The following is a 16350-nucleotide window of genomic DNA, read 5'->3' as shown; positions in this document are numbered from 1 at the left end:
GGCCAGTGCCCTCTCGACCGGTGGCGTTAGCTTCGCCCTATCGACCCTCCCGGCGATTACGGCGAGTGGCGCTGGCAGTGGTAGCTCCGCTGGCGGCGCTGGCTCGGTCATCACCCTGACCGGCGCTCCCTTTGCTATCGCCACGAGGCTCGGTGCCAACAAGATCACGCTAGCCCCGACTGCGGCCGCTCCGCTCAGCGCGGTCAGCGCCATCATGTCGGCTCCCACGGGCTGCACGTTCTCTGCCGGTGGCGGTGGCGGTGGTGGCTTCGGCGGCGCTTGTGGCCTCGGCGGAACCATCAACGCATTGGTCGCGAGTGCTCCGTTCCTGATCGTTCCCGCGTCTGGCCTCGGCGGATCGGCTCGGGTCGCCTTCGGTCCCTACCTCAGCTACATCGACCCCAAGGTCTGGACGACCGGCGCCACCTCCGTCACGATCAATGGCGTTGGCGTGACGTCCGGCAACGTGACCTCGCCGGGTGCCGTGTTCTCCTCGACCGGTTATGACAACCGGACGGCCGGTGGAATCGGAGTCGTCAAGCTCGTCGCGCCGGCAGGCCTCATGAGCACCCTGGGTGGGCCGTTCCCGCTCTTCGTGTCCATGACCCTGACGTTCGTCCCCGAGCCCGGAACCCTGCTGCTGCTGGGATCCGGCATCCTCGGCCTCGGACTGCTCGGCCGGAAGAAGCAGAAGAACGCGTAGCAACCGCTACTAGTTTCTTCGACTGAGTCGAGGGCGGTCACCCCCTGGGGTGGCCGCCCTTCTCTTTTGAGGGCCACTGGCTGCTTGGCCCTCGTGCCGGGCATGCGATACTCGGGGCCGATGCTCCGACGGCCGGCCTGCTTTCTCTCGACGCTGCTGTTCCTGCTCACTTCCTGCTCGCCATCGGGAAGCTCGGGGCCGCCGGCCCTGCTCCTGATCAGCCTCGATACCACGCGTAGCGATCACCTCTCGGCCTACGGCTACCCGCGGCCCACCAGCCCCGCGCTGGAGACCCTGGCAGAGCGAGGGGTCCGTTTCACCTCCGCCTACTCGGCGAGCGCCTCCACCGGCCCCTCGCACGCGACACTTTTCACCTCGCTCCACCCTGCACGGCATGGCGTCCTGAAGAACGGGCTGAGCCTGGCCGATGGGCGCGAAACGCTGGCCGAGCGGCTGAAGGGCGAGGGCTTCCAGACCGCCGCCGTGGTGAGCTCCTTCGTCCTGAACGCCAAGTTCGGCCTGGCCCAGGGCTTCGATCACTATGACGATGCGTTCGCGCCGGAGGAGGCCACGGCGACCCTCGCGGAATGGGAAGGCCATGCGGTCCCAGGGAGCTTCGATCGGCGTGGGGACCACACCACCGAGCACGCGCTGCGATGGCTACGCGAGGAACGGGACCCCACCCTTCCCTTCTTCCTGTTCGTCCACTACTTCGATCCGCATCTCCCCTACACGCCGCCGGAGCCCTTCGACTCGCGCTTCGTGGAAAAGCTGCCGGCCAGCGCGGGCCAGCTGGAGAAGGTCGTCGCGCGCTACGACGGAGAGCTTGCCTTCGTGGACAACGCCGTGGGCACCTTGCTCCGGGGCCTCGAGGATCTCGGGCTCGACGACGCCACCCTCGTCATCGTCACCGGCGACCACGGCGAAGGGCTGATGAAGCACGGCATGCTCGGCCACGCGGTGCATCTCTACGAGGAATCGGTGCGGGTGCCGTTGTTGATGCGTTGGCCCGGACGACTCCCGCGGGGGCACAGCGTCTCCGGCCCGGTCGCAGCCATCGACATCGCTCCCACCGCGCTCGAGCTGCTCGGCATCGAGCCCCCCCGCGGCCTCGAAGGCGAGAGCCTGGCGCTGGCCGCCCGGGGAGAGGCCGACCTCGATCCGGAAAGGCCGATCTACCTCCACCGACGCACCTACGACAGCGCCTGGGTTGCGGACATGGGCCGCCTGTATGTGAATGGCAGCCAATCCGGTATCCGCCAGGGCCGATGGAAATACATCGAGGGAGACCTGCTGAAGACGCGGGAACTCTTCGATCTCGAGGCCGATCGCGGGGAGCAGCGAAACCTGGCGAGTTCCCGCCCCGAGAAGGCGCGCGAACTCGCCAGCCGTCTCGAAGAGCGCCGCCGCCAGCACGACGCGGACCCAAACGAGGCCCCGCTCTCGCCCGAAGATCGCGAGGCCCTGGAAGCCCTCGGATACGTCGAGTAAGTCAACTAGCGGGGACGGGGTTTACAATTGACTTTTCGAAGGGCGGAGCCCTTCGAAAAGTCAATTGTAAACCCCGTCCCCGCTGGTTGACTTACTCAGGCGAACCCAGCTTCCTGGCGAGTTGCTCTGCGGAGCGCCATGCCAGTGCCATCAACGTGAGGGTGGGATTCTTTTCCGGAAGGCTCACGAAGACGCTGGCGTCCGCCACGTGCACACGAGGCATCTCGTGCAACGCGCCGAAGGCGTCGCACATGCTCGTCTCCGGGTCCTGGCCCATTCGACAGGTCCCCGCGTAGTGGATGCTGGAAGGTTTCGAGAAGCGGTTGATCTCCCGGATCGGGTCGAATTCCTCGAGTAGCTCTTCGGCCGCGTGCATCATCTTGGCGTGCCGTGACAGATCCTCCGCTGTAAAGCCAAGCGTGATCTCGGGGATGGGAACGCCGGAGTCGGTCAGCTCGCCCGTCAGGCGAATACGGTTCTCCACCCGCGGCTCCATCACCGCCATCCCGTAGAGGCCCAGAAGGGTCTTTCCTTCGGTCCGGTAGCCATGCGCCTGGAAGCTGAACATCCCGGCCAGCTCCGGCGCTTCGCGAAGTGCAGCGCGAGTGTAGGCGTGAAGATAGGAACCGAAGGGCAAGGCTCGCGGAATACCGCCATCGTCGAGCTCGCTCACATCCACGCTCTTTGGAACCTGGACGACGATGCCTCCCTGCGGATGGTCCATGAGGTAGTGCCCCAACGTCCCCGATCCATTCCCGAGCCCCGCCGGATGACGCTCCGATGTGGAATGAAGCAGTAGCTTCGTCGATTCCAGACAACCCACCGCCAGGACGACCGAGCCGACGCGCAGCGATTCCTGGCGGCCGGTCGCGCGGTCGAGATACGTCACCGCCTCCGGGCGATTCGAGACGGGATCGACCTCGACGCGCAGCGCCTGGGCGCCAAGCATGAGCGAGAACAACGGGTTGGGGAGCAGGACATCGCTGAAGGTAGCTGCCGGCCTGAAGAAACCCGGTTCGCCCTCGAGGGAGGGATTCCGCGTCAACGGGGTCGTTCCGAGTTGCGAAAGAGCCATCGCGTCGGGGTAGACCGCATAGCGTCCCTGCGTGAGAAGAAGCCCCCGATCCGCCAGGCGACGGCCGAACCCCTCTTCGTACGCCCGCCTCCGGAACGCTCCCGGGTACTCGCCGTCCGGGAGGTCCGCCTCGCCCGATGCTTCTCCCACCACACCCAGAATCCGCTCGATGCGGGTGTAGTAGGGGGCGAGCTCTTCGTAGCGAATGGGCCACCGAAAGCCCTCCTGCTTCTCGCCGTCGAAGTCTGCTGCGCTGAACCGCGGGCAATGCGCCAGCCACTCCGTCAACTTGCCCCCGACCCTGCGAGTTCGGTGCCATGGGAACGGCGTGGTTCCGGTCGAGTGATAGGTTTCGCCGTTGGCGTCGTTCCCGCTGGCGTCGTCGAGGCCAGCCTCCATCATCGCGACGGGCAAGCCCCGTTCGAGCAGCGCGAGACAAGAGGCAATCCCGGCGGCCCCGCTCCCGATCACGAGCACAGGAACCGGATCTCGACGACGAAGCCATTCGCGCCCTCGCCAGAGGGCCGCAGCGCCGACGCTCCCGGCGACGCCAAGCTTCGCCGTCAGCGTGAGAAGCTCTCGGCGGGTCAGGCCAGTGGGCAGCATCAGCGAGACTATATCTGACGGGCGCATCGGCGGAACGAAGGAACGGGTCTCTCACCACCTGGATGTCGAGAGCCCTCAGGGCGTCGCGGGTAGCTCATCGCAGGGGGTATCGATCAGGTAGCCGAGCGCACGAAGATTCTGGCACTCCTCCCGCGTCAGGTCCTGCTGCTTCTCGGGGCGCGGTGCTCCCAACCGATCCCGTAGTTCATGAAACGTGTCGCGCAACGAGGATTGCCGCTCCGGTGGAATCACGGCGTCGGGATCCGGGGCGTCACCCAGCCATGCCAGCTCCTCCACCTCTCCACCGCTCCGCCGGATCACGACGTATCGGATGCCATCCGAGAGCAGCGCCTGCCGGCGGACCGGACCGACCGTCAGGTTGGAAAGCCAGAGCGTTCGTTGCGCTTCCCGCTCGTTCCCATCCAACAAATTCTCGCCCGAGAGGTGATCCGGAGCCTCGATACCGAGCGCAGCAAGTGCCGTCGGAAAGACGTCGATGGGCGAACCCAGACGTTGCACCTCACCTACCTCACCGCCCGGGATCCGGAGGAACAACGGGACGGCCGTTTCCGCCGCGCCGAGAGCTTCGCCATGAGCGAACCAGCGGTCGCTCTCACCGAGGCTCTCCCCGTGGTCTGCCGTGAAGATCACCACCGAATCGTCGAGCAGGCCGCGGCGATCGATGCCTTCGAGGAGTCTCCCCACCTGCTCGTCCATGAATCGGATCTCGGCGTGATACGCGGCTCGGTAGGAAGCGGAATCGCGGCGCTCATCGAGTGCCTGGTATCGGGGAAGCGAACCCACGCCCCGGTCGTCCGCGGAGGAGGGCAGCAACCGATCCTCCACGCCCGGCGGCGGCGGGCCCGCCGGGGCCTCCCACTCTGCCGGTGCCGTATACGGGCCGTGGGGATCCTGGTAGTGCACCCAGAGGAACATCGGACCGCTTCCTCGACCGGACATCAGATCGAGCAGCCGAAGCGCGGAGGCGGTCGTTGCATCGGCACTGCGCTCCGGAAGCCCCCTCACCCGCTCACGGGATCGCATCGCAGCATCGTAGTAATCGAAGCCGCGATCGAGCTTCGTCTTCTTCCGAAGGACGAAGTTGCTGACGACCGCGGCGGAACGCCAACCGCGTTTCCCTAGCCAGGCGGCCAGGGTCGGCACCTCCTGGGGGAGGACAGCGGTGTTGTTCCGAATCCCGAGCTCGTCCGGATAGCGGCCGGTAAGCATGGCGCTGACAGAGGGAAGTGTGAAAGGTGCCGGGGCAAAGGCGTTCCGGACGACCAGGCTCTCGCTCGCGAGCGAATCGAGATGGGGCGTCAGCCCCAACTCACTCCCGTAGGCACCCAGGCGATCCGCCCGCAGGGTATCGACACTGATCAGGATGAGGCCTTCAGGCGACGACCCGGAGCAGCCCCCCATGAAGAGGAGGACCGCCAACGCAACGGGACGCACCCCCCGTCGCGTGCGACGAGCGAACCCGGCGCCCCCTTGATCCGAAGCCATGCGAACTCCCACCCTCCGGCGCCAGCCAGCCCGATTGCTCATGAACGTACAGTGGATTCGACGACCGGGCCCCGACTGACTACGGGTTGCCGAGGTTCGCCAAAGCCGGCGGAGCCTTCCAGGGCCGGCTCTCGGGCGTGGGGTCGCGCACGCGGAACAGGCGGAGCGTCGACGCGCGCGCCACTTCTTCCAGGTGCGGCGAGGAACGGACGAAGGCATACAGGGGCTGGTCATCGACGACCAGGTAGCCGAGATCCTGCTCATCGAGATACCGCTCCACCAGGGCGGCCGAGTCGAGATCACGAGGGACCCAGACTCCCGCGTTGCCGCACCAAAGGTAGAGGGCCCAGGGATTCAGCGAAGCGACTCGAGCATCCCGATCCATCTTGGCGCAAAGGCGACGCGCATTTCGATCGTCCGCTGCGTTGGTCGGCTGCGTCCCGTGCTCGCGAAATGCCTGCCAGTGGTTTGCGGAGAGTCGCAGCTGGAGCTGCCCGCTCTGGGAGAACGCGAACACCGCCACCACGATGGCGACAGGGGCAAGGCGGAGGGTTCGGATCCCCGGTGGCGACATCCACGGCCTCGCCGCCAGCCAATCGCTGCAATCCGCGAGCAGGTCGCCAGCAAGCAGCCAGCCACATAGGCCGAGGAAGAGCGCGAGCCGATAGGGGTCGTTGGTCCCCCAACTGAGCAACAGAACCGCCGCGAAGCCCATGGCCGAGAAGGCCACCACTCGCCGCTCGAGATCTCCCTCTCCTCGTTTTCGGAACGCGTAGATCAACCCGGGCACGCCGAGCCAACCCACGAAGTGGTAGTCCGACGCCACGAACAGCGCCCGGAACACCTCTTTCGCGTTGGCGAGGAGGCTCACGACGATGCTGTCGAAATTCTGGGTCAGATAGGACAGCCACCCCACATAGACCTTCTGGTAGAACGCCGCATCCCGGGCGTAGAACGTCTCGAGCAGGACTCCGTAGTGGGCGTAGGGGCGGATTCCGGTGACCTCGCCATACGCCCAGCCAACGACGCTCTGGAGAAGGAAGAAGCTTCCCACCAGCACCCACATGGGGCGGGAGCGAAGGGTTCCCCGGAAGCCCTTCTCCAGCAGCACCGCGAGGCCGAGGGCCACGAGAACGAGGACGAGGTTGGGCCGGGCCAGCCAGGCCAACAGCAGCAGGCCGCTCATCACCAGAGCCGATCGAACGCTCGCCACGGCGCGCCCGGAGTGGGCGAACAAGAGCAACAGGACCCCCACTCCGACGGCTTCGGTCAACAGGTTCTGGCTCGCGCTCACCCAACGAAAGCACCAGGCGAAACCGAGGCTGAGCGCCAGGGCGACGGGAAGGGGCATGCGCCGATTCGCCAACAGCAGCACCGACGCCCCGATGGCGCTGGCAAAGACGACGTGGAGTTGGGAAACGGTCGGGATCGTGGCACCCAGCGAAAGGGGAATGGCCAACAGCCACGAAATCACCGGAGCACGTACCACGAACCCAGGAAGCGGGACCTGGAAATCTGCGAGATAGTACGAGTAGATCAGCGGGTCGACGAACCCCGCCCCCGAGAGCCAACTGTGGGCGATCCCCAGATGCTCCACCGCATCGGGCAGCAGGGTCCAGCGGGCAAGTACCTGGGGGAGCGCCAGCACCAGCGTGCCGGTGAAGACGACACCGGCCGCGACCCAGACGGATTTCGGGTTGCTCCCGTCCCCGGCGGATGCCGGTGCGGGGACCTGCTCTACGACTTGCTCGGGTCCGTCGGCGGGCATGCTGGAGACTTCGCGGCCTATCCGCGCCCGAACGTGAGTTCAAGGAAGTCCATGTATCGCGCCTCGCGTTCCAATCGTTTCGGCCGGAGTTGTTCTCGGGCCAGCTCCACCGCCTTCTCATGCTGGCCCGCCATCTCCAATGCGAAGATCTGTAAGTAGAGCGCATCTCGCATTGCTCGATTCCTTCGCCGTGCAAGTTCGAATTGCTCGGCTGCTTCTTCGAATCGACGGCTCGCCATGGCCTCGATGGCCAATGCCATGTCGATTCGAGCATCGTGGTTCCCGTCTTCGCGGGCGGCTCGACTGCACTCGACAGCATCCACACTCGTGCCCAGCAGCCAGAGCAGATTCGTCTCGAGCGATGTTTCGATGAGCAGTTGGTGGAGCTCTGGAATCCGCTGCAGCATCCCCTTCCTGTTGCCGAAAAATCGTCGATGGGCGTACTGCCGATAGGGAAACCAGGCGTCGGTCTCCTCGCGGAGACGTGACGGCCAGTGGTGCCGGACGAATTCGCTCTTCGAGAATGCCCTGCGCCCCGCCTCGATTTCCAGAAGAGGTCTATGGTCCTGGCCAACCTGGCCTACCACGACCATCTCACGGCCTAGCTGGCCCGGCCGATCATCATCGAACGGCGGTGTATCGCGGCGTATCGCCTGGAGTTCAGGCGTATCGACCATGAAGAGGGCACCCAGTTGCTCGGGCAACTCGATACCGATTTGCCGAAGGCGTGCCGAAACCACCGGATCCTGCCACTGCTTGCGAAAACCCGCCTCATCGACCGGTGGCACACCACCGCGGCTGCCCAACAGGATCCAGTCGAATTTCGCCCCTGACCAAAGGGTGCAATCTTCGAACGTCTCGCAGAATGCGCTGATGATGGCGTCCCGCTCTGCGACCGTCAGGTTGTGGACCGGTAGCCAGTAGGAGAACATCCCGTCCGGGTTGAGACGATCGTAGGCAAGCTTGAAGAATTGCCGCGTGAAGAGACTCATCACGCCCGCAATTCGCGGCGGAGGCGGCTCCGCGGTGATCAGGTCGTAGCGGCGGTCGGTCGTCTGCAGGAAGTGTCGGCCGTCTTCGATATGCACCGAAACGCGCGGATCCCCGAGTGGATAGTCCTTGGGATCCGGATAGACGATCCGGTTCATTTCCAGGATGTCCCGCGAGATGTCGACGACATCGATCCGCTCGAGACTTCTCGTCTCCGTGAGGGCTTTGGCCGTCATGCCTACGCCGTAGCTGATGAGCAGCGCGTCACGCGGCTCCGGACGCAAGGCGACAGGCAAGTAGACGAAGAGCTTCATGTAGCGCTGCGCGAACAGGGAGGTGCCCGACATGCCAAAGTTGTTGGTATGCATCCGGTAGTAGAGCGGATGGCCGTAGAGTTCTCGCTTCAGGTAGATGACCGTCTCGGTCAGCCCCTCGCGAAGTTCGACGAGCTCGAACTTTGCCTTGCTTGGAACGTTCTCGATGGGATACCGCAGGTAGTCATTCGCCATTCGCCCAGTCGGAAAGATGAACATCGCCGAGGCGAAGACGGCGGCACAACCAAAGGCCAGCACCCGACCGATTCGCCCCGGCGACGATTCAGTAGCCAACCAGACACAGAGCCCGGCCAGGCCGTAGCCAGCGGCAAGCAACTGGATCGAACGCTCGATGCCCAACGATGGAAGCAGCCCGAAAGCGACGATCAGGGGCCCCAGCATCGCACCGGTGGTATTCGCAAGCGTCAACAACCCGGCAGAGCGGGTCTCCGCCGGAGCGGCGGCTTCGAACGCTTCACCGAGAAGGGTGAAGAGCATTCCCGAGAGAAGGGCGACGGGCAGCATCAAGGGCAGGGCGTAGGTGAAGACCGCGAAGCCGAACACGTTCTTCGGAGGATTTGCGGCGAGTACGTACGTGAAACCCGCATAGGTTGCGACGACGGCGGCGCCGCAGAGCAGGACGAGTCCTACCGCGTCTCGATAGGCCTCCCGTCGGAAAGCGAGCCAGCGCGAGCCCAACAGGCCCCCAAGCCCGATCCCGAGAAGCACCACGCCTAGCATGACCGCAAAGGTCAGGCTGGTGCCATGGACGAAGAGTACAAGGAACCGAAACCACGCCACCTCTAGGCCCAGCAAGCAGCCTCCCGCCACGAATGCCGCGACGAGGAACCAGAGCGCTCGTCGCGGGATGGGGGTCGAGGGAGCGCTGATCGCGCTTTCGCCGGCAACGTCGAGGCGTCGTGACACCATCCATGCGAGCCCTGCCGCCAGGAGATTCACTCCACCCGCAACCCAGGCCGTCGTTCGGATTCCGAGTTGATCGATCAAGACCACTTCGCCGAAAATGACGCCAACGACAGCGCCAAGCGTGTTCCAGCCGTAGAGAAGGCCGAGGGCACGTCCGAACTGGCGCTGGCGTCGGTGCACGGCGGCGACGAGTAGAGGCAGCGTCGCCCCCATCGCCGCGGACGGCACGAGCAGGAGCAGGAAGGCGCTCCCGAGCCGAATCATGTTTACGGCAAGGGGCACGTCGAGCACGGGGCGCAGAATCGGAGCGAGAAGCGGAGACAGCATCGGAAACAGGTGGACGAGAGAAATCCCCGTGATGGCGATCGCCAACTCGAGGCCCGCGTAGAGCGCAACGGGGCGGCGCACGCGATGCCCGAAGCGGGCCATGACGGCGTTTCCGATCGCCAGGCCGCCCATGAAGCCAGCCAACACCAGACTCGATGCCCAGATGGAGTTCCCGAGCGCCAGACCCGCTTGCCGAAACCAGAGCTGTTCGAAGGTCAGGGCCGCCGCGCCGGACAAGAAGAAAATCACACAGAGAATCGAACTCACGCAGGGCTCCTGAAGCGTATGCAGCGACCAACCCGATCACAGCCGTGCAGTACCAGGGCTGTGACCCACTCGCGGGCTTCCGCCAGAGGCGGCGGTGCCGCATTCGAGGGAGCCGGTCACGGAGAAGAGTACCACCTCCTCCGGAGGGGATGTGGTGTCGCTCGGGGTGCCCAGCCAGCGCTGCCTGCGAAATCGGCCCGCCATCGCGCTTCAGCCGCCGCAGGGTTCGCCGCTATACTGTAGGGCCGCTCGCGCCAAGGCTGCGAGCGGCCCGCGCCCGGGCAACCGCGGCCGAGATCCTTCTGGGGAGAGCAAGGTTGCTGCGACGATTCCTCGAAACTCTCACCCTCTTTTTCGGGTAGGGCAGGAGGATGGCGCGAAGCGCGGGGCGTGAACCCGCTGCTCCTACCCGATCCCCCGGATTGGCCGCCGGCTCGCCCGCCTGGTTCGCGCTGGTCTTCGCCGCCTTCAGTTTGATCTGCCTGTTCGTCTACGAACCCGCCCTCGAAGGGCCCCAGGTCTCGGACGATCGGATGTACCTGGCGAGCCCCTACGTCCAGGAGCTCTCGGCCGAGAACGTCAAGGAGATCCTCGACCCTCGCAGCGACATCACGATGATGACCGCCAACTACGCACCGTTTCACCTGCTGGCCCACGGCGTCCAGTGGAAGCTGTTCGGCGAACGACCGCTCGGCTACCACGTCACGAACATCCTTCTGCACGCGCTGAGTGCCACGCTGCTGATCGCCCTCTTCCTGCGCTCCGGCCTCCCGATCGGCGCCGCCTTCCTGGGCGGAGCCATCTTCCTGCTCCACCCGGCGGGCGTCGAAGCCGTCGCCTGGATGTCACAGCTCAAGACACAGCTGGCGATGGCGGCCGGGTTGATCGCACTCCAGCTGCGAACCCGCCCCATCGCCAGCACGACAGCCTTCGCACTCGCCCTTCTGGCGAAGGCGCCGGCCGCCGTGGTACTCCCGGTCGCGGCGGTCTGGGAGTGGTGCCAGCCGAGCGATCCCTCGCTGAAGCGGCGCTCATGGTCGTCCCTGATCGCCTGGAGCGCGGTCTTCCTGGTGTTCGCCGCGCTCGAGATGACGGCCTTCCTGCAAGCCCATACCGGGGTAGAGCAACCTACCTCCGAAGGAGCCGCTCCGCTCTGGAGTTCCCTCGCCATCATGGGCCGATATCTGGCAATGGCCGTCACCTCCTTCGGAACCTCGGCCTTTCATGAACCGTCACCTGTCACGACACCTTGGAATCCCTGGGTGCTGGCAGCGATCGCGGTGCTCCTCTTGTTAGGTACCCGAACGCTCTTCTGCCTGCGGGAGCGGCGGCTCGAAGCGGCCTGGTGGCTCTGGGCCGCCCTTTCCTTCCTGCCGGTCTCACAGATCTTTCCCTTCGTCTATCCGATGGGTGATCGCTACCTCTACGTCATGCTCCCGGGCCTGATCGGCGGATCCCTGCTGCTGGGCCAGAGCCAGGCGGAGCGGATCCCCGCTGACCGCCGCCGTCCTTTGGCCCTGGGGCTGGCCGGGCTGACGCTCCTTCTGGTGTTCGCCTTTGCATCGAAGAGCCACCAGCGCGCCGCCATCTGGACCTCCGACCAGCGTCTGATCGCCGACTCGATCCGCCACTACCCGATGGGCAACAACGCCCAGTTTGCCCGGGCCCGGGAGGCCGTCCACCGGGGCGACATTCCCGCCGCCGTCTCCGAGCTGCGGAAGGCGGATTCGGAAGGGCATCTCGACTTCGATGACATCTATACCGATCCGGTCTTCGTGAGTATCCTCGGAGATCCGCGACTCCAGGCCCTTCTCGATCAGATGGCACGCCGGCAGATCGAAGCGTACGGGCAGGCCGATAGGATCACGGAAGGAGGGCTGATTCGACTGGCGCGCGCCCATCTGGTGCTTCGTCAACCCGAGCAAGCCCTGGAGGCAGCGGCACGGGCCCAACGGGAAGGCGGACGCTACGTGGAACTGGCCAAGGACATCGAGCGACAGGCAAAGGCCCTGGAGCGAAGCAGGCACTAGCCCGGCCGTCGTTGCCCGGGCCCTGGAAAGAGCAGAAAGCATGGATCTCGACTCGAACAGTCTGGAGCGCCTGGTTCCGGATCGGACCATGGGCGGAGACGTCACCGGACGGGAGACATTGGAACTCCACCTCGAGCGCTACCGGTTTGCCGCCCACGTAGCAGGGCCGGGCCGACTGCTCGATATGGCGTGCGGCGCCGGCTATGGCACTCGCCTGCTGGCCGATGCCTGCCCCGAGCGGGCGGAATCGATCGGAGTCGACCTTTCCGAGGATGCCATCGCCTACGCACGCGAGCGATACGGGCGAACTGGAGTCGACTATCAGGCGTGCGACGCGACCCGGTTCTCCGATGCCGAGGGCTTCGACACGATCGTCTCGCTCGAGACGATCGAGCACCTGCCCGACCCGACGGGATTCTCCAAGCATCTACTCACCCTGCTGCGCCCGGGCGGGCTTCTGGTCGCCTCCGTGCCGACCACACCCTCGGTGGACGCCAACCCGCATCACCTTCACGATTTCACCGAGAAATCCTTTCGCTCGCTCTTCGAGCCCGCAGGCTTGAAGGAGGTCGCCCGGCTACCCCAGGTCCAGCCCTTCGAACTTGGCGGCATCCTGAAGCGCAGCGAAGTTCGCCACTCCGAGATCCGCCCGCACTTGCTGCGGTACTACGCGACCCACCCGAGCGCGGCCCTACGGAGGATCTACGCGACGCTTCGCTTCGGGTTCACCAACCGATACCTCACCATCGCGTGGAGAGCCCCGTGATCGTCATCATTCCCGCCTACGACGAGGAGACCCGCATCGGGTCGGTCATCGAGGCCATCCGCTCCACGGGGCTCGACCTGGAGATCGCCGTGATCGACGACGGCTCCCGCGATGCGACGGCTGAGGCCGTGAAACGTGCCGGGGCGGTCGTCATTCGGCATCCCTTCAACATGGGATACGGTGCAGCCCTCCAGACCGGCTACAAGTATGCGCTCCGACGAGGGGCCGAACTCGTGATCCAGATGGACGCCGACGGGCAACACGATCCGGAGCAGATCCCGAAGCTCGCGGAACCGATTCTTCGCGGGGAATGCGACCTCGTGATCGGCTCGCGTTTCCTGGAGCCGACCGGATACGAGATGGAGGCACTCCGAAGCCTGGGGCGAAGGGTCTTCCGAAGCCTGGGCCGGGTCGCTGGCGTCGAGGTCACCGATCCGACCTCCGGCTTCCAGGCGCTCAATCGCAAGGTCCTCGCCCTCTACGCCCAGAACGACTTCCCCCACGACTTTCCGGACATCGACGTCCTCTTGATGGCGGCGCGCAGCGGGCTTCGCATTCAGGAGGTTCCCTCCACCATGGAGGAGAGCCCGCGTGCGTCGACCCTGCATGGCGGATGGCGGGCGTTCTACTACGTCTACAAGATGTTGCTCTCGATGTGGGCCCTCACGGCCCAACCGAAGGGGAAGCGCTGATGGATCAAGAAACCCTGCTGGCAATGCGCGAAGTCTTCCTCGCCGCGCCCGAATCGGGGCGCGCCCAGATCTTCGCCTGGATCCTCAGCCTCAGCCTGCTGGTCGTCGTGCTCCTGCTGGTGCGGAGGCGTGTACTCCGCGCGGAATACACGCCGATCTGGATCGGCGTCTCGGTCGGGCTCTTCCTGGCGGTGGTGGATCTCGATCTCCTGCGCAGTGCCGCCCATTTGTTGGGTGCCTGGACGATCAGCTCCACGATCTTCTTTCTCGGGCTCTGCTTCCTGCTGGCAATCTGTTTGAACTACGCGGTTCGCCTCTCCCAGGCGGGAGACCGCATCCGGGAACTGGCCCAGGAGATCGCGCTACTGCGACAGCGGGTGGATGCGGTCGCCACGGGCGCCGAGGAGCCGGGAGCGAGTGACCGAGCAAAGCCCTGACGAGCCGCCGGAGTCGGAGGCAACCTCGGCCCGATACCCCGGGCTGGGAGGAACCCGCACCTTCGTAGCGCTCGCCCTGCTCTTCGGGATCGGCTTCGCGCTCTTCACTCCGCCGCTGCAAGCCCCGGACGAGGGGCGGCACCTGATGCGGGCCTACCTGATCTCGACCGGAGAGCTGCTCGCGGAGCCCAGGCCCGTCGGGCCAGCCCTGGGCAGGGTGCCCACCAGCTTGCTGGAGATGGGCCGCAAGTTCAGCGGCCGACTCTTCCGTCAGCCGGACCAGAAGGTGAGCTGGAACGATCTGTCGGCCGAGTTCGACAGGAAGCTCGACGCGGAGCGGACGACCGAGATCCCGCTGCCCAGCCAGTACAGCCCCCTCCCCTACCTCCCGCAGGCATTCGCCATGGGGCTGGTCCGCCTGCTCGACGCAGCCCCGGTCTACGCCGTCTACCTCGGGCGGCTCTTCAACCTGCTGCTCTTCGTGGGGCTGGTGGCCCTGGCACTCGCCATGCTCCCTGCCCATCGGCTCGGCTTCCTGCTGATCGCCACCCTACCGATGACGCTCTTCGAAGCGGCTTCGCTGAGCGCCGACGGAATCACGATCGCGCTGGCGCTTCTCTTCGTGGCGTTGGTGCTGCGCGAGGGAAGCCGCGTGGGGCCGCTTTCGGACCGTGCGGCAATGGAACTCGCTGGGGCGGCGACCCTGCTCTGCCTCTCGAAGATCGGCTATTGGCCGATCACCGGAGCCGTCCTGCTGCTGCCGGCGAACCGTTTCCCATCCCCGCAACGACGGTTCGCGGTGATCGGTCTGGTGCTTTCGGCCGGCCTGCTCGCGACTTGCCTCTGGTTGGCGGCTCTCACCCGCATCGAACAGCCACCCGCCGTCCAGGGAGCCATCCCGAGCGCCCAGGTGAGTTGGATTCTCAACCACCCGGCAGATGCCTGGGGCGTCCTGCTTCGAACGATGGCCGAGGGCGGAGCGGGCTACGTCCGAACGTTCATCGGCCAGCTCGGCACCCTGGATGTCCTGCTTCCCGCCAGCGTCTACCTCGGCTACCCGTGGCTGATCCTGCTCTGCGCGCTGCTCGACGGCGGGCGGAATAGCCCGGTGCGAGGGGAAGCACGGGGCGTCGCGCTGCTGCTCGCCGCTGCGACCTTTCTCGCCGTGATGCTCATCGCCTACGTCGGCTGGACTCGCGTGGGGAGCCCGCTCGTTCAGGCCGTGCAGGGGCGCTACTTCATCCCGTTCGCGCCGCTGCTGCTGCTCGCCCTTCATCTGCCGAACCGACCGGACATCGAGGGGCCTGGCCTATCCGTGCGAGCGCTGGCCAGCCTCGGCTCGCTGACCGTGCTCGGCATCGCCCTCTGCGCCCTCGTCGCCCGCTACTACCTCCCCTGAACAGGAGCGGTCTCGACGACGCTGGGCGTCGGGATGTGTTTTCGGACGCGAGGTCGCGTATCGTCCGAAACCCGATCGTTTCACCGTACGCCCAAAGGAATCCACCATGGCCGGCCTCGAAAACAGAATGGAAATGTTCGACCTCAGGATGTCGGAGGAGGCACGCCCGCTCTTCGACAAGGTGACGGCGTTCATCGAAGCCGAGGTCGTGCCGATGACGGACGAGTTCTTTCGGCTCGGCGAGAACCGGCAGGAGCGTTGGTCCTGGGTTCCCGGCCAGCTGGAACTGCTCGACGCGGTGAAGGACAAGGCGAAGGCGCAAGGCCTCTGGAACTTCTTCCTGCCCGATGACGAGACCGGCCAGGGCCTCAGCAACCTCGACTACGCCTACATCGCAGCCGAACTCGGCAAACATCCGCTGGCTTCGGAAAGCCTCAACTGTGCCGCGCCCGATACCGGCAACATGGAGGTGTTGGAGCGCGTTGGTACGCCGGAACAGAAGAAGAAGTGGCTCGAGCCGCTTCTGAATGGCGAGATTCGCTCGGCCTATGCGATGACCGAACCCGATCTGGCCTCCTCGGATGCGAAGAATATTTCCTGCCGCGCTGAACTCGTCGGAGACGAGTGGGTCATTACTGGCGAGAAGTACTACATCTCCGGTGCGGGCGACCCGCGTTGCAAGATCATGATCGTGATGGTCCAGACGAATCCGGATGGCCCCCCGCATCTGAGGCAATCGCAGATCCTCGTACCGACGGATGCGCCCGGCGTCGAAATCCTCGGCCCGATGCATGTGTTCGGGAAGGACGATGCGCCGCATGGCCACATGCACCTGCGTTTCGAAAATTGCCGTGTACCGAAGGAGAACATCCTGCTCGGCGAGGGACGCGGCTTCGAGATCTCCCAGGTCCGTCTAGTCCCTTGTATCGACCAAAGGCGGAAGTGTTGTCATGCTAAGCACTGCGTCCCCCGCAGCCAATCGGTTCTCGCCGTGTCGCGGGCCGATTCATGGGGCCCGTATGTCGAAGAAGCGGTATCGGATTGACTTGACG

Annotated in this window: 11 protein-coding genes and 1 pseudogene; 8 read left to right on the top strand and 4 right to left on the bottom strand. The window is 65.4% G+C overall.

Going from position 1 to position 16350, the window contains the following annotated elements; translation table 11 throughout:
- Both GY937_13860 and GY937_13855 read left to right on the top strand, forming a co-directional pair.
- The coding region (locus GY937_13860) for a PEP-CTERM sorting domain-containing protein (GenBank protein MCP5057790.1) at positions 1–703 on the top strand (703 nt) is incomplete at its 5' end.
- Between the two features lie 120 nt (positions 704–823).
- Positions 824–2194, top strand: coding sequence for a sulfatase-like hydrolase/transferase (locus GY937_13855; GenBank protein MCP5057789.1), 1371 nt, complete (start codon positions 824–826; stop codon positions 2192–2194).
- A 91-nt stretch (positions 2195–2285) separates the two neighbouring features.
- On the opposite strand, the gene GY937_13850 is transcribed toward GY937_13855, so the two are convergent.
- From GY937_13850 to GY937_13835, 4 genes are all read right to left on the bottom strand, one after another.
- On the bottom strand, positions 2286–3875 hold the full coding sequence (locus tag GY937_13850; GenBank protein MCP5057788.1) for a GMC family oxidoreductase: 1590 nt from the start codon (positions 3873–3875) through the stop codon (positions 2286–2288).
- 75 nt (positions 3876–3950) lie between these two features.
- Positions 3951–5423, bottom strand: coding sequence for a sulfatase (locus GY937_13845; protein ID MCP5057787.1), 1473 nt, complete (start codon positions 5421–5423; stop codon positions 3951–3953).
- Between the two features lie 37 nt (positions 5424–5460).
- Positions 5461–7149 carry a hypothetical protein gene (locus GY937_13840; GenBank protein ID MCP5057786.1) on the bottom strand — a complete coding sequence of 563 codons (1689 nt, stop codon included), beginning with the start codon at positions 7147–7149 and terminating at the stop codon, positions 5461–5463.
- A 17-nt stretch (positions 7150–7166) separates the two neighbouring features.
- Entirely contained in the window at positions 7167–9974 is a 2808-nt protein-coding gene (locus GY937_13835) for a spermidine synthase (protein MCP5057785.1), read from the bottom strand.
- Between the two features lie 371 nt (positions 9975–10345).
- Between GY937_13835 and GY937_13830 the strand changes: the two genes are divergently transcribed.
- The 6 genes and pseudogenes from GY937_13830 (at position 10346) to GY937_13805 (ending at position 16214) form a co-directional block, all read left to right on the top strand.
- Positions 10346–12004, top strand: coding sequence for a hypothetical protein (locus GY937_13830; protein ID MCP5057784.1), 1659 nt, complete (start codon positions 10346–10348; stop codon positions 12002–12004).
- A gap of 40 nt (positions 12005–12044) precedes the next feature.
- Positions 12045–12770, top strand: a complete 726-nt coding sequence (locus tag GY937_13825) for a class I SAM-dependent methyltransferase (GenBank protein MCP5057783.1) — start codon at positions 12045–12047, stop codon at positions 12768–12770.
- On the top strand, positions 12740–13462 hold the full coding sequence (locus GY937_13820) for a glycosyltransferase family 2 protein (protein MCP5057782.1): 723 nt from the start codon (positions 12740–12742) through the stop codon (positions 13460–13462). The genes GY937_13825 and GY937_13820 overlap by 31 nt, the downstream gene beginning before the upstream one ends.
- The gene (locus GY937_13815; protein ID MCP5057781.1) at positions 13462–13899 is read left to right on the top strand and encodes a DUF2304 domain-containing protein; all 438 of its coding nucleotides are present in this window, start codon (positions 13462–13464) and stop codon (positions 13897–13899) included. Before GY937_13820 ends, GY937_13815 begins: the two co-directional genes overlap by 1 nt.
- Positions 13880–15298: a DUF2142 domain-containing protein gene (locus tag GY937_13810; protein MCP5057780.1), complete on the top strand. Its 1419-nt coding sequence runs from the start codon at positions 13880–13882 to the stop codon at positions 15296–15298. Before GY937_13815 ends, GY937_13810 begins: the two co-directional genes overlap by 20 nt.
- 106 nt (positions 15299–15404) lie before the next feature.
- A pseudogene (locus tag GY937_13805) lies at positions 15405–16214 on the top strand (acyl-CoA dehydrogenase).
- The last annotated feature ends 136 nt before the right edge of the window (positions 16215–16350 follow it).

The organism is bacterium (genome assembly GCA_024228115.1).
Lineage (GTDB): Bacteria > Myxococcota_A > UBA9160 > UBA9160 > UBA6930.
The sequence above is the reverse complement of the archived record's forward strand: the minus strand, read 5'-3'. Positions and strand labels throughout refer to the sequence as shown.